Source organism: Arthrobacter sp. W4I7, from assembly GCF_030816215.1.
Classification (GTDB): Bacteria; Actinomycetota; Actinomycetes; order Actinomycetales; family Micrococcaceae; genus Arthrobacter; species Arthrobacter siccitolerans_A.
Genome location: NZ_JAUSXU010000001.1, coordinates 1941061 through 1960138 on the forward strand (window position 1 = coordinate 1941061; position 19078 = coordinate 1960138).

General features: G+C 65.3%; 17 protein-coding genes. 11 read left to right on the forward strand and 6 right to left on the reverse strand.

What is annotated here, in order from left to right:
• Positions 1-34: 34 nt before the first annotated feature.
• Positions 35-796: a VOC family protein gene (locus QF047_RS08940; RefSeq protein WP_307275793.1), complete on the forward strand. Its 762-nt coding sequence runs from the start codon at positions 35-37 to the stop codon at positions 794-796.
• A 92-nt stretch (positions 797-888) separates the two neighbouring features.
• Here QF047_RS08940 and rpsT read toward each other — a convergent pair whose 3' ends face one another.
• Positions 889-1149, reverse strand: a complete 261-nt coding sequence (rpsT, locus tag QF047_RS08945; protein ID WP_011692086.1) for a 30S ribosomal protein S20 — start codon at positions 1147-1149, stop codon at positions 889-891.
• Between the two features lie 172 nt (positions 1150-1321).
• A complete protein-coding gene (locus tag QF047_RS08950; RefSeq protein WP_307275797.1) occupies positions 1322-1897 on the reverse strand; it encodes a type II toxin-antitoxin system PemK/MazF family toxin in 576 nt (191 codons plus the stop codon).
• A gap of 172 nt (positions 1898-2069) precedes the next feature.
• On the opposite strand from QF047_RS08950, the gene lepA reads away from it, so the two are divergent.
• Together lepA and hemW are read left to right on the forward strand one after the other, a co-directional pair.
• Positions 2070-3923 carry a translation elongation factor 4 gene (gene lepA / locus QF047_RS08955; RefSeq protein WP_307275799.1) on the forward strand — a complete coding sequence of 618 codons (1854 nt, stop codon included), beginning with the start codon at positions 2070-2072 and terminating at the stop codon, positions 3921-3923.
• Positions 3924-3959: 36 nt separating this feature from the next.
• The gene (gene hemW, locus QF047_RS08960; RefSeq protein WP_307275801.1) at positions 3960-5189 is read left to right on the forward strand and encodes a radical SAM family heme chaperone HemW; all 1230 of its coding nucleotides are present in this window, start codon (positions 3960-3962) and stop codon (positions 5187-5189) included.
• Between the two features lie 175 nt (positions 5190-5364).
• On the opposite strand, the gene QF047_RS08965 is transcribed toward hemW, so the two are convergent.
• Positions 5365-5784, reverse strand: a complete 420-nt coding sequence (locus QF047_RS08965) for a DUF4870 domain-containing protein (protein ID WP_306633598.1) — start codon at positions 5782-5784, stop codon at positions 5365-5367.
• A gap of 187 nt (positions 5785-5971) precedes the next feature.
• Positions 5972-6826 carry a DUF3097 domain-containing protein gene (locus QF047_RS08970; RefSeq protein ID WP_307275804.1) on the reverse strand — a complete coding sequence of 285 codons (855 nt, stop codon included), beginning with the start codon at positions 6824-6826 and terminating at the stop codon, positions 5972-5974.
• A gap of 175 nt (positions 6827-7001) precedes the next feature.
• Here QF047_RS08970 and hrcA point away from each other — a divergent pair, with 175 nt between their 5' ends.
• From hrcA to QF047_RS08985, 3 genes are all read left to right on the forward strand, one after another.
• Positions 7002-8015, forward strand: coding sequence for a heat-inducible transcriptional repressor HrcA (gene hrcA / locus QF047_RS08975; RefSeq protein ID WP_306633595.1), 1014 nt, complete (start codon positions 7002-7004; stop codon positions 8013-8015).
• 82 nt (positions 8016-8097) lie between these two features.
• Positions 8098-9225: a molecular chaperone DnaJ gene (dnaJ, locus tag QF047_RS08980; protein ID WP_307275807.1), complete on the forward strand. Its 1128-nt coding sequence runs from the start codon at positions 8098-8100 to the stop codon at positions 9223-9225.
• Positions 9226-9227: 2 nt separating this feature from the next.
• Complete coding sequence (locus QF047_RS08985) at positions 9228-10010, forward strand: 16S rRNA (uracil(1498)-N(3))-methyltransferase (RefSeq protein WP_307275810.1); 783 nt, start codon at positions 9228-9230, stop codon at positions 10008-10010.
• A gap of 10 nt (positions 10011-10020) precedes the next feature.
• Here QF047_RS08985 and QF047_RS08990 read toward each other — a convergent pair whose 3' ends face one another.
• Complete coding sequence (locus tag QF047_RS08990) at positions 10021-10980, reverse strand: GerMN domain-containing protein (protein ID WP_307275813.1); 960 nt, start codon at positions 10978-10980, stop codon at positions 10021-10023.
• 382 nt (positions 10981-11362) lie between these two features.
• On the opposite strand from QF047_RS08990, the gene QF047_RS08995 reads away from it, so the two are divergent.
• The 5 genes from QF047_RS08995 to QF047_RS09015 all read left to right on the forward strand — a co-directional run bounded on the left by QF047_RS08995 (position 11363) and on the right by QF047_RS09015 (position 16856).
• Positions 11363-12451, forward strand: a complete 1089-nt coding sequence (locus QF047_RS08995) for a PhoH family protein (protein WP_306633587.1) — start codon at positions 11363-11365, stop codon at positions 12449-12451.
• Positions 12448-12921: an rRNA maturation RNase YbeY gene (gene ybeY / locus QF047_RS09000; protein WP_306633586.1), complete on the forward strand. Its 474-nt coding sequence runs from the start codon at positions 12448-12450 to the stop codon at positions 12919-12921. The genes QF047_RS08995 and ybeY overlap by 4 nt, the downstream gene beginning before the upstream one ends.
• Positions 12918-14249 carry a hemolysin family protein gene (locus QF047_RS09005; protein ID WP_306633584.1) on the forward strand — a complete coding sequence of 444 codons (1332 nt, stop codon included), beginning with the start codon at positions 12918-12920 and terminating at the stop codon, positions 14247-14249. Before ybeY ends, QF047_RS09005 begins: the two co-directional genes overlap by 4 nt.
• On the forward strand, positions 14233-15192 hold the full coding sequence (gene era, locus QF047_RS09010) for a GTPase Era (protein ID WP_306633582.1): 960 nt from the start codon (positions 14233-14235) through the stop codon (positions 15190-15192). The genes QF047_RS09005 and era overlap by 17 nt, the downstream gene beginning before the upstream one ends.
• Before the next feature lie 215 nt (positions 15193-15407).
• Complete coding sequence (locus tag QF047_RS09015; protein ID WP_306639057.1) at positions 15408-16856, forward strand: LCP family protein; 1449 nt, start codon at positions 15408-15410, stop codon at positions 16854-16856.
• An 83-nt stretch (positions 16857-16939) separates the two neighbouring features.
• Here the strand turns inward: QF047_RS09015 and QF047_RS09020 are convergent, their stop codons facing one another.
• Positions 16940-18892, reverse strand: a complete 1953-nt coding sequence (locus tag QF047_RS09020) for a M13 family metallopeptidase (RefSeq protein WP_307275819.1) — start codon at positions 18890-18892, stop codon at positions 16940-16942.
• Positions 18893-19078 lie beyond the last annotated feature (186 nt).

The following is a 19078-nucleotide window of genomic DNA, read 5'->3' on the forward strand; positions in this document are numbered from 1 at the left end:
AACCGGGACAGCACTTCGGTATAGGGTCGGCGGTATGGCGCTGCGACTTGTTCAAGTGAATTTCAAAGCTGGCGATGACTCGGCGCTTGGCCGGTTTTGGGCGGATGCGCTGGGCTGGGGCGTATCCAGCGAAGGGCCCGGTGTGACCAATGTGGAACCCCTGGACTTTGCCTGGCCGGACCCCGCGGCTGTCTGCGTCGATGTGGTCACCGTCCCGGACCCCGAGACAGTGCGGTACCGCGCGCACCTCGATCTGAACACCACCTCCCGGGCCCATCATGCCGAACTGGTGGCGCACCTCCTGCAGCTCGGTGCGACGCCCGCCGACCTAGGCAAGGGTGATACACGCAGGGACAGTGTTGGCCATGTGGCGTGGACGGTTCTGGCGGATCCGGAGGGCAACCTGTTCCGCGTGCTGGGGCCCCGGTCAATCTATCGGGACACCGGACCCATCGCGGCGGTGGTGGTCAGCTGCAGGGATCCGCGGGCGATGGCCCGGTTCTGGGGCGGGGCGACGGACTGGACCCTGCATGAGGTGAACGACGACTCTGCGAGGCTCCGGTCCGCCAAGGGGGTGGGGCCGTGTCTTGAGTTCCACAGCACCCCGCCATTGGAGACCGAGTGGGGTCGTGTCCATCTGGACCTGATGCCGTACCCCGGTGATGATCACTCAGCAGAGGTGGACCGGCTGCGGGGCCTGGGTGCCACCGACGTCGACCTCGGCCAGGGCAATGTGCCGTGGGTGTGTCTTGCCGACCCGGAAGGCAATGATTTCTGCGTCCTCAGCCCGGGCTGACTCAGCCACTTGGGGCGAGGACGATGTTAAAGATGTGTGGCCGGCACCAAACGGTACCGGCCACAACCATCAGTTCAAGCGAACTGGAAACCTTACAGTGCGTTGACCTTCTTGGAGATCGCCGACTTGCGGTTCGCTGCGTTGTTCTTGTGCAGGACACCCTTGCTAACAGCCTTGTCCAGCTTGCGGCTGGCAGCAACCAGGGCAGCAGCAGCTGCATCCTTGTCCGTGGACTCAACGGCGGTGTTGACGGCGCGGATGGCCGTCTTCAGCTCGGACTTGACTGCGTTGTTGCGCAGGCGTGCCTTCTCGTTGGTGAGGATGCGCTTCTTCTGGGACTTGATATTCGCCACGTGTGAACTCTCTTTTTAATGCGGAAATGGTCTAGAGGGCTTTCAGATTGGCCATTGACTGAGCGGCGTGGGGATACCTATGGCGGCCAACCATCAGTGGCCGTCGACCTGCACGGACACACAGCTATAAAGAATAGCAGGTCAGGCGCATGGCTGGCCATTTGGGGGGGACCTAGCTCCAGCCGTGTCGCCGGCGCAGTCCCGCCGCCACCTTTTCAAAGCGCTCACGGTCCAGCACGGCGCCTTCCCGGCGGATGCTGTCCGGGCGCAACTGCAGGATGCGGTCCAGCCGGGCTTCACTCGGCCGGCCCTGCCGGTCCCAGGCCCCGGCGCCGAGGTCCAAATAGTCCCGGGACACCGCCGACGCCGGCACCCGGTCTTTGCTGGTGAGCATCAGTCCCAGAAGGTAGCCGCCGTCGCGGCCCACGACGAGCACCGGGCGGTCCTTGCCGCGGGTGAAGTCCTCCTCGTAGGGGACCCATGCCCACACCACCTCACCCGGGTCCGGTTCGCCGTCCGGCTGCGGCGCATAACGGGGACGTAGGCGTCCGCTGTAATCTTCCGGGTACTGATGGCCCTGGTACTGGCCAGCCGGGTCCCGTCCGTTTCGGTCCCTGCCGCCGGGGATGGAACGGCCCAGCCCAGGGCGCCCGGTTTGCGCCGCAGTCCCATTGCCGGTGCCCGCCCCGTGTAGCAGGCGCAGGCCGGCTTTGACGGCGTTTCCCAGGGAGTGAAGGTTGATTGCCATTCCGCAACCCTATCCCCGGCGTGCTTTCCGGCGGCGGGCTCCAAGCCGCCGCCGAATGCGGTGACAGGGGCCCGGACGTGGGACACTGGAGGTTCCAAGATGTGCGGCCGACCGCAAGGGCCTACGTTGTGCCCTCGCGAAGCCGCGTGAATGCCAACAGTAAGGACCCTGCGTGTCTCCCATGGCCCGCACCGCCCCGGTGCCCGCCGCGACAGATCCGGCCATCATTCGGAACTTCTGCATTATCGCGCATATTGACCACGGCAAGTCCACTCTGGCCGACCGCATGCTGCAGTTCACCGGCGTCGTTCAGTCCCGCGACATGAAGGCCCAGTACCTGGATCGCATGGACATCGAACGTGAGCGCGGCATCACCATCAAGTCCCAGGCTGTCCGCATGCCCTGGGAACTCGAGGGCACCAGTTACGCACTGAACATGATCGACACCCCCGGCCACGTGGATTTCACCTACGAGGTCTCCCGCTCGCTCGCGGCCTGCGAAGGAGCAATCCTCCTGGTCGACGCAGCACAGGGTATCGAGGCCCAGACCCTCGCCAACCTGTACCTGGCGATGGAAAACAACCTCACCATCATCCCGGTCCTGAACAAGATCGACCTCCCGGCGGCCCAACCGGAGAAATATGCGGCGGAACTGGCGAGCCTCATCGGCGGGGACCCGGAGGACGTACTGCGGGTCTCGGGCAAGACCGGCATGGGCGTTGAAGCCCTGCTGGACAAAATCGTCCGCGATCTGCCGGCCCCAGTGGGCGACGCGAACGCCCCCGCCCGTGCCATGATCTTCGACTCTGTCTATGACACCTACCGCGGCGTGGTCACCTACGTCCGCGTGGTGGATGGCATGCTGCATCCCCGGGAACGCATCCAGATGATGTCCACCCGGGCAACCCATGAACTCCTCGAGATCGGGGTGAGCTCCCCGGAGCCCACGCCGTCCAAGGGCCTGGGTGTTGGCGAAGTGGGCTACCTCATTACCGGGGTGAAGGACGTCCGCCTTTCCAAGGTCGGCGATACCGTCACCAACCTCGCCAAGCCGGCCGTGGATTCGCTCCCGGGCTACGCCGATGCCAAGCCAATGGTCTTCTCCGGCCTGTATCCGCTGGACGGGACCGACTACCCGGTGCTGCGCGATGCACTGGAAAAGCTGATGCTCAACGATGCCGCGCTGGTCTATGAGCCTGAGACTTCCGCTGCGCTGGGCTTCGGCTTCCGCGTAGGCTTCCTCGGACTGCTCCACCTGGAAATCACCCGCGAGCGGCTCGAACGTGAATACAACCTGGACCTGATCTCCACCGCCCCCAACGTGGAGTACGAGGTCACGCTGGAGGACAAGAAGGTGGTCCATGTGACCAACCCCAGCGAATACCCCTCGGGCAAGATCTCCGAGGTCCGCGAACCCATGGTGTCCGCCACCATCCTGGCCCCGAACGAATTCGTCGGCGCCATCATGGAACTCTGCCAGAGCCGCCGCGGTGTGATGGGCGGCATGGACTACCTGTCCGAGGACCGGGTGGAAATCCGCTACCGCCTACCCCTGGCCGAGATCGTGTTCGACTTCTTCGACATCCTCAAGTCCAAGACCCGTGGCTATGGTTCCCTGGACTGGAAGGCCGACGGCGAGCAGGTTGCCGACCTCGTGAAGGTGGACATCATGCTCCAGGGTGAGCAGGTGGATGCCTTCTCCGCCATCACCCACCGCGACAAGGCTTACTCCTACGGCGTCATGATGACAACCAAGCTGCGCGAGCTTATTCCACGGCAGCAGTTCGAGGTGCCCATCCAGGCCGCCATCGGCTCCAGGATCATCGCCCGCGAAAGCATCCGCGCCATCCGCAAGGACGTCCTGGCCAAGTGCTACGGCGGTGACATCTCCCGTAAGCGCAAACTGCTGGAGAAGCAGAAGGAAGGCAAGAAGCGCATGAAGATGGTGGGCCGCGTCGAGGTCCCCCAGGAAGCTTTCATCGCCGCCCTCACCACCGACGAATCCAAGGACAAGGCCAAGAAGTAGTGATCACTGCGTCCGGCAACACCGGAGGCCCCAGCAATGCCTAGCACTCTTCCCCTCGGCGACCCGGCGCCGTCGGACGGTCTGCTGCCCGCCCAGGCAGTGGAGGGTTCGGCGGAACGGGCGTTCGGCCTGTATGTTCACATTCCGTTCTGCGCGGTGCGCTGCGGCTACTGCGATTTCAACACCTATACGGCTACAGAATTGGGCGGCGGGGCGTCCCAGGACGCCTACGCTGGCACCGCTGCATCCGAGGTGACGATGGCAGCGAAGGTCCTCTCGGCGTCGGGCCTTCCTCCCCGCAAGATGAGCACGGTGTTCTTCGGCGGGGGCACGCCCACGCTGCTTCCCGCGGAAGACCTTGCCGTGATCCTGCGGACGGCCATCGAGCAGTGGGGCATTGACGACGGCGCCGAGGTCACCACGGAAGCGAACCCGGACTCCGTCACCCCGGAATCCCTCGCGGTCCTGAAGGACGCAGGATTTACCCGCGTCTCCTTCGGCATGCAGTCCGCCGTCCCGCATGTCCTCAAAGTCCTGGACCGTACGCACACCCCAAGCCGCGTTCCCCAAGTAGTCCGCTGGGCACGGGAAGCCGGGCTGGCCGTGAGCCTGGACCTGATTTACGGAACACCGGGGGAGTCCCTCGCGGACTGGCGCCACTCCCTGGAAACCGCCCTGTCCTACGAGCCCGACCACATCAGTGCCTACGCCCTGATTGTGGAGGACGGTACCAAACTCGCGGCCCAGATCCGCCGTGGTGAAGTCCCTGGCATTGATGACGATGACCACGCCGACAAGTATGAGCTTGCCGACCAGTTGATCACCGAAGCCGGCCTGGGCTGGTACGAGGTCAGCAACTGGGCCCGCACGCCGGAGCAGGCCTGCCGCCATAACCTCGCCTACTGGCGCGGCGATGACTGGTGGGGGATCGGGCCCGGTGCGCACTCCCACGTAGGCGGCGTCCGCTGGTGGAACGTCAAGCACCCCACGGCCTACGCCGGCCGCCTGGCCCAGGGTCTCTCGCCTGCTGCAGGCCGGGAAACGCTGGACCCGGAAACCCGGAACGTGGAGCGGGTGATGCTTGAGGCACGGCTGCACTCCGGGCTGGCAGTGTCCACGCTCGGTGCAGACGGCAGGCATGAGGTGGCCGGCCTGATCGCGGACGGCCTGGTGGAGCCGGCGGCAGCGTTCCGGGGGCGGCTTGTCCTCACCCTCAAAGGCAGGTTGCTGGCCGATGCGGTGGTCCGCAGGGTCCTTCCGGACTGATCGTCCAACCCCGGCCTTGAAGCAGGCCCTGACGGGGTCGCTTCAGATCCGGCGTCCCGGTATCAAGGAACAGTTCGTTGCCGGCGGCAAGCGTGACGTGCGGCCGGTTGCTCGGAGCGGTGTGCGCGGCGAGGCTCGGCAGCCCGGCGTCGGCTAGCCCCGCCGCCGGTGGGGACTACTTGATCCAGCGGAGGTTGTACTGGTACCGGTGCGGCTGCCCGCGGTTCACATGGATGCCGGCCGCCACGGAGAAGCAGGTCAGGGCAATCCAGATCAGCGTGGCGAGCACGGCAAAGATGTTGCCCACCACAGGCACAAACACCAGGATGTTGGCCACGACGGCAGCGATGGTGGGCGGCAGGCTGAAGTTCAGCGCTTCCTTGGATTCCTGGGCGGTGAAGGGGCCGCGGTCGCGGAAGATCAGGAAGATCAGGAGCGCAGGAACACAGCCCAGGATCCCGCCGAAGTGCGAGAGCGTGGCCCACTGCCTGTCCTCGCTGGCCGTCAGGGGCAGCGCATTCGCCGGGACGCCATGGTACTCCGAACGGCCCTGGCCGCCCTGGCTGTCCCTGTGATCACGTGCGTTTTCTGCCACAGTCTGTTCCTTCGAAAGTGCAATGGTGCTGACTAAGAATGCCGGTATCTGCTGCGGCCCTGCCATCGGCAGATACCGCAGTACCAAGAATACTTGGTGCAGGCGTCCGCGCCCGCCCTTTCCGCTGTCCCCGGCAACGAGGCCCCATGAAACCGCCAGACGGGCGCGGGTTGGGACCCTTGTCAGCTCAGGGAACGGTGAGGAAGTCGATCACTTCCTCCACCCTGCCCAGGAGCGACGCCTCCAGGTCCGCGTAGGTGCGCACGGCGCCCAGCAGTTTCTGCCAGCCCAGCCCGATATCTTCCTTGGTGGCGTGCGGCCAGCCGAACGCCTTGAGGATGCCGGTCTTCCAGTCCTGCCCGCGGGGCACATCGGGCCACTTCGCGATGCCCAGGACGGCCGGCCGGATCGCCTGCCAGACGTCAACGTAAGGGTGGCCCACTATCAGGACATTTCCCGCCGCGCCCGGGGAGGCCATCACGGCGTCGGCAATGCGCGACTCCTTCGAATCGGGCACCAGATGGTCCACGAGGACTCCGAGGCGCCGCCCCGGACCGGGCCTGAAAACGGCCACGGCCGCCGCCAGGTCATCAATGCCGTGCAGGGGTTCGACGACGATGCCCTCCACCCGGAGGTCGTCACCCCATACCTTCTCCACCAGTTCGGCGTCGTGCTTTCCCTCCACCCAGATGCGGCTCGCCTTGGCCACCTGTGCCCGTTGCCCGGCCACCCGGACCGAACCCGAGGCGGTCCTGCCGGCGGCCGGACCACTGCCCTGGGCCTGCTTCGGAACGGGCGGCATCAGCCGGATCGCCTGGCCTTCCAGGAGGAAACCGAAGCCCAGCCGGAAGGACCGGGACTTGCCCCTGCGGTCCTCCAACGCCACCACATGCATGCCGCCCGATTTTTCCACCCGGGTCACTGCGCCAACCCAGCCGGACTGGACCTCCTCCAGCACCATTCCTCGCTCTACCGGCACTTCAGGCAGTTGCGTCCGTGCGGGCGCGCTCAGGTCCTGGGCTCCCCAGTTCTGGTATTGCATGGATTAACTCCGCTTCGTGCTGGATGCTGGCCCGGAATTTCGCCCGGAGCGGTACCAATGCTAACAACGGGGCGAGTCATAATAGACTGTTAGCACTTAGGCATGCCGAGTGCTAACCCCTGCGAGCCACGGTGCGGGCGGAACGGCTGCCCTGAACCCTGGATGGAGGTGGAGAGTGAGCGAGCCGCGCAAGCTGGAAGTACTGCGGGCCATCGTGGAGGACTACGTCCACTCCCGCGAGCCTGTCGGGTCCAAAGCCCTGGTGGAACGGCACCATCTTGGTGTCTCCAGCGCCACCATTCGCAACGACATGGCCGCACTGGAGGACGAAGGGCTGATCACTGCTCCCCACACCAGCGCGGGCCGCATCCCCACAGACAAGGGCTACCGGCTCTTCGTGGACCAGATTTCCGCGGTGAAGCCGCTGTCCCAGGCCGAACGGCGGGCCATCCAGTCCCTGCTGGAAGGCGCTGACGATCTCGACGACGTCCTGGACCGCACGGTCCGGCTGCTGTCCCAGCTGACAAACCAGGTGGCAGTCGTCCAATATCCGCATCTCAACCGCGCCGTGGTCCGGCACATCGAATTTGTCCTCCTTGCACCACGGAAGGTGCTGGTGGTGCTGATCGCCAACAGCGGCAAGGTGGAGCAGCGGGTCATCGACGTCGGGCAGGACCTGGGCGACGACGCCATCGCCACGCTGCGCGCCCGTTTCCTGGGCTCCCTCGCCGGAACGGCACTGAGCCAGCTGGCGCAGTCGCTGCCCGCAGTGGTGTCCGGCGTTGCTCCCGCACAGCGGCAGGCGGCCCAGGCGCTGGCCCATGGATTGGAAGCCCTGGCCCACAGCAGCCGGGAGGACCGGATGGTCATGGCAGGGACGGCAAACCTTGCCCGTTCCAACGTGGATTTTCCGCTCAGCATCGGCCCTGTCCTGGAGGCGCTGGAGGAACAGGTGGTGATGCTGCGGCTCCTGAGCGAGATGGCACAGGACCACCGGGGGGTGGCCGTCAGCATCGGCCGCGAGAACCCCTACGACGGACTGGCGGAGGCCTCGGTAGTCGCCACGGGGTATGGGCCCGACAGTGTCGCGAAAATCGGCGTGCTGGGCCCCACCAGGATGGACTATCCCACCACCATGGCAGCGGTCAGGGCCGTGGCCCGGTACCTGTCACGGATTTTGGGACCCTGACCCGCACCGTTCAGCGCCCAGGCACGAACAGTAGTGCCCGCAGCACAACTGCAGGCAGAACAACAAGGAAGAGATACGAACTTTGAGCAGCCACTACGAAGTCCTTGGAGTCTCACCGGACGCTACCGGAGAAGAGATTAAGAAGGCCTACCGCAAGCTGGCCCGCACCCTCCACCCGGACGTAAATCCCGGGGAGGACGTTGCGGACCGGTTCAAGGCCGTGACCCACGCCTACGAAGTGCTCTCTGATCCCCAGAAGCGCCGGGTGTATGACACCACCGGCAACGAGAACGGCACGGACAACGGCTTCGGCGGCGGGGCTTACGCCGGCCAGGGCTTCGCGTTCCAGGACATTTTCGACACGTTCTTCGGGGCCGGTGGTTCCTCCGGCCCTGCATCGCGTGTCCGGCGCGGCCAGGACGCACTCATCAGCGTCCGGATCGAGCTCCGCGACGCCGTGTTCGGCGTCAACAAGAAGCTTGAAGTGGATACCGCAGTGGTCTGCCCCACCTGCGACGGCTCATGCTGCCGGCCTGGCACACACCCGGAGCGCTGCGATATCTGCGGCGGCAGCGGGCAGGTCCAGCGCGCGGTCCGGTCCATCCTGGGCCAGGTCATGACGGCCGCCCCGTGCGGCACCTGCGAAGGCTTCGGAACCGTCATCAAGGACCCCTGCAACGAGTGCAACGGGCAGGGCCGCATCCGCAGCCGGCGTTCGCTGACCATCAAGGTTCCCGCCGGCGTCGCGACCGGTACGCGCATCCAGCTCACAGGCCAGGGCGAAGCCGGTCCTGCCGGCGGCCCCGCAGGTGACCTGTACGTTGAAATCCGCGTCAACAACGATGCCACCTATGTCAGGGAAGGCGACGACCTGCACGCCACCCTGAACATCCCCATGACGGCAGCTGCCCTGGGAACCGATGTCACGCTGGAAACCTTCGACGGTTCACAGGAGATCGACGTGAAGGCAGGAACCCAGTCAGGCGAGATCATCACCTTGCGGGGGCTGGGTGTGACCCACCTGCGCGGTTACGGCCGTGGCGACCTGAAGGTCCACCTGCAGGTGGAGACTCCGGCGAAGCTGGACGGGGCGCAGGAGGACCTCCTCCGCCAGCTCGCCAAGCTTCGTGGCGAACAGATCACGGAGGGCAAGCTCGCCGCCAGCGGCGGTATGTTCGCCAAGCTCCGGGACCGGTTCGGTAACCTGTAGCGGTGAGCAACCCCGTCTTTTTCACGGCCCCCGGGTCCCTGGACCAGATGGCGCCCGAAGGCCGTTTCGTCCTCGAGGGACCGGAGGCCCGGCACGCGGTGACCGTTAAGCGGCTGGCTCCGGGAGAGCCCGTGGATATCGTCGACGGCGCCGGCACCCGGATGAGCGGCAAAGTGCTGGCCGCCTCCGCCGCCGGACTCGAGGTCGAATGCACATCCCTCGCGGTCGAGGACCGGCCCGGCATCAGGCTGGTGCTGGTCCAGGCCCTGGCCAAGGGCGACCGGGATGAACTGGCCATCGAAACCGCCACTGAACTGGGGATCGACGCCGTCATCCCCTGGCAGTCCGAACGGTCCATTGTGCGCTGGAAGGGCGACCGGGCGGCCAAGGCCCACGCAAAGTGGCAGTCGGTTGTTACCGCGGCCGCCAAACAGGCAAGGCGCGCCTGGATCCCGGAGGTGCGGGCCGCCGTCGACACCGCTGGCCTCGCTGCTGTTGTGCAGGCGGCCGGCCTTGCCGTTATCCTGCACGAGGACGCCGTGCGTCCCCTGCGGGTGGTCCTGGAATCGTGGTTCTCAAGTGATGCTGTGGAAGGGCCGAGGGAAGTACTCCTGATCGTCGGCCCCGAGGGAGGCATCAGCCAGCGCGAGGTGACAAGACTCTGCGGCCAGGGCGCTGTGACCGCCCTCCTGGGACACCATGTCCTGCGCTCATCGACCGCCGGCCCGGCCGCCGTCGTCCTCGCCAGCGACATCCTCGGGCGCTGGGCGGAGCCGGCAGCCTGAACAGCCGCGGCTAGCGTACTTTGAAGCCCCGGGTGTCCTCGCTGCCGTTTTGCTGGCCATCGGGGTTCGAGGTTTGCCCCACGCGGAGTTCGTAATCCCCGGCAGGCAGGGTCAGCGCAAGCGTAAAGACTCCGGCCTGGGCAGGGTCCGCGGCAGCGGTAGTTTCGCCCGTCAGGAACGGCGTCTTGTTTCCATTCTCCCCGGAGCGCAGGATCTGCCAGCGGAGCTTGCCGCCGGCAGTCGTGCTCCGGCCGGTGATCTTGACGCTGCCGTCAGCCACCTCAACGTCTTCCTGTGGATCGATGATCCACACCGGAGCCACGAGCCCCGCCGTGCGCGCCATGAGGGACCCCAGCTGAACGTGGTTGAACGCCATGTAGTCGGTGTGCCCGTCCACCAGTATGCGTACGCGGATCTGCTGCCCGGAGTCGATCAGCCCGGAGCTGGCCGCAGCCGCCGTGGCCGTGTAGACCAGCTGCTGGATGGCCCGGGCTGCCATGTCGCCGTCCAGGTTGCTGTTGAAGGCGTCCTCCGACACATCAACAGTGATGACGTCCTTGCCGGAAATCGACGTCGCCAGCCGCTTGGGGTTCTGCCACGGGGTGAAAAAGTCCGGGTCCAGGGGCTTCTCGGACATCATCGCGCGCAGGGCCCGCGTCACGGGATTTTCCTGCTCCGGAACATCCCTGAACTCCCGGTAGAGGAAGACGTTGCTGTTGCTGCGGCCAATCCAGTAGACCGGCGCCTTGTTGGAGGACTGGGTAGTCTCCAGGGGGGCGCTGGTGGACGGTGCACCGGACACGCTGCCCGTGGCGGCGGGACTGGAGGCAAGGGCACCGGTGGGAACCGGGTCCGGTTCGGCAATGCACCCGGTAAGGACAGGGACCGCGACCAGGAGCCCGGCAAGAACCATTGAACGGGCGCCGTTCAAGACTCTTCCGGCCCGGCGGGGCTCTGCGTTTTCCGGCAAAGTGATTGCCTGTCCTTTCCTGGTTGGATAGGCCGATCCCCGGTCAGCCCCGGTGCTTCATTGGCACCCTGGATTTCCAGCATCGCACAGCCCGGACGGGCAAAAGCGGCCGGATGCGCCGAACGGCGCAACTGCAACGGGAACGATATGAGGCCGATATGAAGTTGATATCTAATGACGGCGCATGGGCTGAACTGACGGATTCGTTGTTCGCTTTCAGCTGCGCATACCGGGACCCGGTGTCAGCCCCTGGTATCGGGCCGGTGCCGTCCGCTGGCGTAAGATGGAAGGTACCGCTGAGACGCTACGGGACAGCCGCCGCAGATCAGCCAACAGCTACTCTTTCGAGATCGAGGGGATCACGGGCCCGCGGGCCAACACCATGACTGAATCAGCTAATGGAAAGCGCAGGCTTGTCACCGGCGAGGGCGGAGCGGGGGAGTTTCCCCATACACTCCCTGGCGTCCGCACCGAAGTAGTCCTCTTCGACAACTCCGACCAGATGGTTCAATCCCTCGGCAGCCATGATGAAGCGCTGCGGTTCATTGAGGAACAGTTCCCTGACGTTAACTTTCACGTCCGCGGAAACGAGCTTTCCATCAGCGGGCCGGCCACGGACGTGCCGCGGATCATGCGGCTCCTCCACGAGGTCCGGGGACTCGTGGCACGCGGCACGGTCATCAGCCCGGCGGTACTGCAGCAGCTCGTGGCCCTGCTCCGCACCCAGTCGATGCAGAACCCGGTGGACGTGCTGACGCACGACATCCTGTCCAGCCGGGGCAAAACGATCCGCCCGAAAACGCTGAACCAGAAGAACTACGTTGACGCCATCGATGCCAACACCGTGATCTTCGGGATCGGCCCCGCCGGTACGGGAAAGACCTACCTTGCCATGGCCAAGGCCGTCCAGGCCCTGCAGCAAAAAGAGGTCAGCCGCATCATCCTGACCCGCCCGGCAGTCGAAGCAGGGGAGCGGCTCGGCTTCCTGCCCGGCACCCTGAGCGACAAAATCGATCCCTACCTGCGCCCGCTGTACGACGCCCTGCACGACATGATGGACCCGGAGTCCATTCCGCGGCTCATGGCGGCAGGAACCATCGAAGTGGCGCCGCTCGCCTACATGCGCGGCCGCACCCTTAACGACGCCTTCATCATCCTCGACGAGGCACAGAACACCACGCCCGAGCAGATGAAGATGTTCCTCACCAGGCTTGGATTCGGGTCCAGGATGGTGGTGACGGGCGATGTCACCCAGGTGGACCTGCCCTTCGGCACACGCTCCGGGCTGCGGATCGTCGAGGAAATCCTGCAGGGCATAGAGGGCGTGAACTTCTCCGTCCTGGACGCGGCGGACGTGGTCCGGCACCGGCTGGTGGGCGACATCGTTAACGCCTACAGCATCTGGGACGACGTCCAGCGGAACAGGGTCAAGCACTCGGCAGGCCGGGAAAAACGGGGGGAACACGCGTGAGCATCGAGGTGAACAACGAGTCCGGCGTCCAGGTGGACGAATCGGAACTTGTTGCCTTGTCCAGGTACATCTTTGAGCAGCTGTACATTCATCCGCAGGCCGAACTGTCCATCCTCCTCGTGGACGAGCCGGCCATGGAAAAGCTCCACATTGAGCTGATGGACGAGCCCGGCGCCACTGACGTCCTGTCAGTGCCCATGGACGAGCTGACCCCGGGAACTCCTGACCGGCCGACACCCCAGGGCATGCTCGGGGACATCGCCGTATGCCCGCAGGTGGCCCAGGTCCAGGCGAAGAACGCAGGCCACCCGCTGCAGGACGAAATGCTGCTGCTGACCACTCACGGCATTTTGCACCTGCTGGGTTACGACCATGCCGAGCCTGAGGAGAAGGCCGAGATGTTCGGGCTCCAGCGTGAACTCCTTTCCGGCTTCACCGGCAAAGAAGCGCCCGCCGAGACTACCCAGTGACCCCTTTGCTCCTCGTCGCGATGGCCCTGGCTTTCCTCGGCATCGCGGCAGTACTGACGGCAGCGGAGGCCGCCTTCAATTTCCTCCCGCGCCACGACGCGGAGGAAGCACTCCTGAAGAGCCGCGGCACGGCCATGCGGCGGATCCTGGCCCAGCCCGTTGCCCACATCCGGGCCCTGCGGTTCTGGCGCATCTGGTTCGAGATGGCCTCGGCGGTTGCGGTCGCCGTCCTGCTTTACAGCCTGCTGGACAACATCTGGTTCGCAGGGCTGGCCGCCACCGGCATCATGGCCCTGTTGGGGTTCGTTATTGTCGGTGTCTCGCCGCGCCAGCTCGGCAGGCTCCACTCAGCTGCCGTGGTGCGCTTCACCGCGCCCATGATCCGTTTCCTCACCTGGGTGCTGGGGCCCGTCCCGGGCTGGCTCGTGGCGGTGGGAAGTGCGGCCGCCCCCGGAGCGCCCAGCGGCGACGAGGCGTTCTTCAGCGAGCAGGAGTTCCGCGAACTGGTGGACCGGGCCAGCGAATCCGACATGATCGAGGACACCGAAGCTGAGATGATCCAGTCCGTCTTCGACTTCGGCGACACCCTGGTCCGGGCCGTCATGGTGCCGCGGACGGACATCCTCAGCGTCGAAGCGGGCTCCAGCCTCCGCCGGGCCATGTCGCTCTTCCTCCGCTCGGGATACTCCAGGATGCCCGTGATCGGCGAAGATACGGACCACATCCTGGGCATCGTGTACCTCAAGGACGTGGCGGCAGTCCTCCACGAGCTGGCCCCCGGCGAGGAACCGCCCCTCGTGGATTCCCTGGTCCGCGAAGTCCGGTACGTCCCCGAATCGAAGCCGGTCAGCGACCTGCTGCGGGAACTGCAAAAAGAGTCCACCCACGTGGCCATCGTGATCGATGAATACGGCGGCACTGCCGGGCTTGTCACCCTCGAGGACCTGATCGAGGAAATCGTGGGCGAAATTGTGGACGAGTACGACACCGAAAGTGCCGAGGCTGTGGAGCTCGGGGATGGCTCCTACCGCGTCAGCGCCCGCATGAGCATTGACGACCTTGGCGAGCTTTTTGACATCCAGCTCGACGACGACGAAGTGGACACCGTGGGCGGCCTGCTCGCCAAAGTCCTGGGCCGCGTACCGATTGTCGGCAGCCATGTGGAAGTGGACGGGGTGTCGCTGCGGGCCGACAGGCTCGAAGGACGCCGCAACCGCGTCAGCCACATCATTGCGGCGCCCGTTCCAAAAGTAGACACTGACCTTGAAGACCTCTTCCAAGAGGCGGAAGCAACCCAGCAGGGAGTTCCACGTGAGCAAGAAAAATAAGGCCGCCGGCGAAGAAGATTTCGGTGGCTTCCGCGCAGGGTTTTCAGTCCTGGTGGGCCGTCCCAACGCCGGCAAGTCCACATTGACCAACGCGCTGGTGGGCAAGAAAGTGGCCATCACTTCCGCCAAGCCGCAAACGACCCGGCACACCATCCGTGGAATCGTCCACCGGGAGGACGCGCAGCTGATCCTGGTGGACACGCCGGGCCTGCACCGTCCCCGCACCCTGCTGGGCAAGCGCCTGAACGACCTTGTGGCCGACACCTTGGCGGAAGTGGACGCCATCGGCTTCTGCCTGCCCGCCAACGAGAAGATCGGCCCGGGCGACAAATACATTGCTGCCCAGCTTGCCGCCGTTGGCCGCAAGCCCATTATCGCTATCGTTACCAAAGCAGACCTGGTCGACAGGCAGGCCCTGACGGAACAGCTCCTCGCTGTCGCCGCCCTCGGACGGGATGTGCTGGGGGAGGAAGGCTGGAAGGATATTGTTCCGGTGTCCGCCAGCGACGGCTTCCAGGTGGAAACGGTAGCCGACGTACTGATCAGCCACATGCCGCCGTCGCCCCCGCTCTACCCGGACGGGGAGCTGACCGACGAACCGGAGGCCGTGATGGTGGCCGAGCTCATCCGGGAAGCGGCGCTGGAAGGCGTCCGGGACGAACTGCCGCATTCCCTGGCTGTCGTGGTGGAAGAGATCGTCCCCCGGGAGGACCGCCCGGACGACAACCCGCTCCTGGACGTCCGGGTGAACCTCTACGTGGAGCGTCCGTCGCAAAAGGCCATCATCATTGGCAAGGGCGGCAGCCGGCTGCGCGAAGTGGGCACCAACGCACGCAAGGGAATCGAGGCGCTCCTGGGAACGCGCATCTACCTCGACCTGCATGTCAAGGTAGCCAAGGACTGGCAGCGGGACCCGAAACAACTGGTCAAGCTGGGCTTCTGAGCCCTGCGACCGGCGGTGGCCTGGGCCGCCCGGCAATTTCCCAGACTGGACCACTAAAATGGACCGGATTCAGAATCTAGAGGAAGGTTCCTTACGTGGGGCGAGGCCGCGAAAAGCGCGAAAACGGAGCTGACGTGTCAGCCGGAGGACCGAGGTCCAGGCACGCGGAAAATGGCACCGTTGGAGCCGCGCGCCACCTGGGACCAGAGCGGGGGATGCCGTTGTGGCTGAAGATCGTCACCGGCATCCTGTCGCTGGCGATGATCGGCGCCCTGGCGTTCGCCGGATTCTGGTTCATCCGGCTGCAAAGCAACATCTCCAAGGCTCCCTTGAACGCGGGCGGCGGAAGTACGGACGCAGCGGTGAGTGACTCGACAGGGCGGATGCAGATCCTGATCCTGGGTTCGGATACCCGCGACGGCCTGAACGGCGACTATGGCACCTCGGATGATTCGAACGGCTACGGCAAGTCCGACGTCATGATGCTGATGGACATCTCCGAGGACAACAAGCGCGTCAGCGTCATCAGCTTTCCGCGCGACCTGCTGGTGGACATCCCGGAGTGCAAGGACGAGAAGACCAAGCAGACATATCCGGCCCGCAGCGGTGTGATGATCAATGAGGCCATGGGCGAGGCGGGTATCGGCTGCGCCGTGGACACCGTCAACAAGTTGACCGGCTTGAAGGTGGACCACTTCATGATGGCGGACTTCAACGCGGTGAAGGAACTTTCCAACGCCGTGGGCGGCGTGGACGTCTGCATCAGCGACGCCGTGTACGACCCCGACTCCAGGCTTCGGTTGCCGAAGGGAACGTCCGCGGTGCAGGGTGAGATGGCCCTGGCCTTCCTCCGCACCCGCCATGCCTTTGCCGACGGCGGTGACCTGGGCCGCATCAAGGCCCAGCAGGGATTCCTCTCCTCACTCACCCGCAAGATCAAGGACGAAGGCACGCTGTCCGATCCCGGCAGGATGCTGAAGATCGCCGACGTCGTGACCCAGAACCTGACCGTGGACGAGGGGCTGGCTTCAGTCCCCACGCTGCTGACCATCGGCAACCGGTTTAAAGACATTGACGTCAGCAAGGTTGCCTTCGTGGCGGTTCCCACCACGCCAGCGCTTGTGGATCCCAACAGGCTGCAGATTGCCGAACCGGCCGGTGCCCAGCTGTTCTCCGCCCTGAAGCAGGACATCGACCTGACCGACCCGACGGCGCCCACCACCCCTGCGCCCACCGAATCGCCCACGCCGGCTCCGACCGGGACGGCAACCCCGGTCCCGCCCTATGACAAAGCGCTCCAGCCTGTCACGGTAGCCAACGGCACGGGCGTTGCCGGCCGCTCCCAGGAGATCGTCCAGGCCCTGATCGGCGGCGGGTTCACCCAGACCGGACGGTTTGAGGCCGCCCCCGTGACGCAGTCCGTGGTCTACTACGGGAACGGCTTCGCGGATGTCGCTGCCGACGTCGCTGCGCAGCTGGGGATCCCCGCAGCCCAAATCCTGCCCGCACCCGCCGTATCCGGCGTCCAGGTGTACCTCGGCACCGACTTCACGTCGGGCACCACCTACGGCGCGGACGTTGCTCTGCCCGACGATATCGTCAACCAGACAGCCGGGGACAGCCTCTGCCAGCAGGCCAACCCAGTGCTTATCGTCGATAACTAGCCGGGACTGGGCCGGGGGCCTGGAAAAACCAGCACTAAATAATCGGGGCCCGCAATCGCGGGCCCCGATTATTTTTTTGGCTGCTACCAGATGCTGACGCGCTCTCCGGGAGCCATCCACATGCCGTCCTCCTCCGTGACCTCGAAGGCTTCATGGAAGGCTTCGAGGTTCTTGGCGATGGCGTTGGTCCGGAACTCATTGGGAGAGTGCGGGTCCGTTGCCAGCCGGCGGATCGCTTCCTCGCCCCGGATCACCTGGCGCCAGCCCGCCGCCCAGGAGGCAAAAAAGCGCTGGTGTCCGGTGAGGCCGTCCAGGACTTCGGGTTCCTTGCCGTCAAGGCTGATCAGGTAGGCCTTGTAGGCGATGGTGAGGCCGGCGAGGTCACCAATGTTTTCGCCGAGGGTCAGCCGGCCGTTGACGTTGTGCCCGGGCGCGGCATAGGGGGAAAGCGCATCGTACTGCGCCACCAGCTTCGCCGTGAGCTGCTCAAAGGCCTGGCGGTCCTCGTCAGTCCACCAGTTCCGCAAGGCCCCGCCGCCGTCGAACTGGGAGCCCTGATCATCAAAACCGTGGCCGATCTCGTGGCCGATGACGGCCCCGATACCGCCATAGTTCACAGCATCATCCGCGTCGGCCGTGAAGAAGGGCGGCTGCAGGATGGCCGCCGGGAACACAATCTCGTTCATCATCGGGTGGTAGTAGGCGTTGACGGTCTGCGGGGTCATCAGCCACTTGTTGCGGTCCACGGGTTTGCCCACCTCGTCAAGGTGTCGGTCGACGTCGGCATTGTGGGCGCGCTCCACGTTGCCCAGCAGGTCAGCCGGGTCGATCTCCACAGCGGAGTAGTCAATCCACTGTTCCGGGTAGCCGATCTTCGCCCGGAACCCCTCCAGTTTCCGCAGCGCCTCCGCCTTGGTGGCCTCGCCCATCCAGCCCACGGCGGTGATGCTCTGCCGGTAGGCCTCAATCAGGTTGGCAACGAGCGTCTGCATCCGGGCCTTGTGGGTTTCCGGGAAATGCCGGGACACGTAGATCTGCCCCACGGCCTCGCCGAGCGCACCCTCCACCACACCCACACCGCGCTTCCAGCGGTCCTTGTTCCGCGGCGTGCCGCTGATGGTGGTGCCGTAGAACGCGAAGTTGGCGTCCACGAAAGCCGAGGACAGGTAGGGCGAGGCCGCGCTGACCACCCGCATGGCGAGCCATTCCTGCCAATGGGCCAAGGGTTCGGACTCAAGGAGCGCTGCCGCCCCCTCGAAGAACGGCGGGGTGCTCACCACGATCTCCTGACGCTTGGCCTCGTCGATGCCGGCGGCTTCGAACCACGTGGAGAGCAACGGGAAGATGGCAGATGCCTCGTCCGCCGTCTTCAGGTTGTACGTCTTTTGCGGATCACGGAGCGTGACGTTGTCCCAGTGGTGGCCTGCCAGTTTGGTTTCCAGCGCCACCACCCGCCCGGCCGCGGCACCCGCATCGGCAACACCGGCCAGATCGAGCATGGTCCTCACATGCGCCTCGTACGCGGAGACCATCGGTGCGAACTTTTCTTCCCGGTAGTAGGACTCGTCCGGCAGCCCGAGCCCGCCCTGTCCCGTATAAAGAAGGACCCGGTCCGGGTTCCCCGCGTCCGGTGCCGGGTAGATGTAGAAAAGCCCCCCAACATCGGCCCGGAACAGCCGGCCCGCCAGGGAAACCAGGTCAGCCACGGAAGTGGTGGAAAAAACGTCCGCCAGTCGCTGGCGGATCGGTTCCATACCCTTGGCTTCGGCCGCTGCTTCGTCCATGAAGCTGCTGTAGAGCCCGCCCACTTTCCGCTCGATACCGCTGGCGGCCTCCCCCTTCGCTGCCGCCTCCTCGATAATGTCGCGGACGGCGATTTCGGAGCCGTCGCGGAGTGCCGTGAAAGTGCCTTCGAGGGGCCGGTCATCGGGAATCTCGGTAACCTTCAGCCACGCCCCGTTCACGTGCTGGTAGAGGTCATCCTGCGGCCGGACGGTGTTATCAAAGGTGGACAGGTCGATCCCCGAAATGGGCACGGAAGCTCCTTTTGATGAAGAGCCGCGGCCAGCGGAATACCGGGCGGCGTCTGCATGGTGGACGTAACGGACGGTAGTGCCCTTTCATCTTACGCACCCGTGCTACCCTCAAATTGTGCGTGCAGAGCTTCTTCTTCTTAGCTGCCGCGGCGAGGCCTCAGACGCGATCTAGCGCAAGGCCCACCC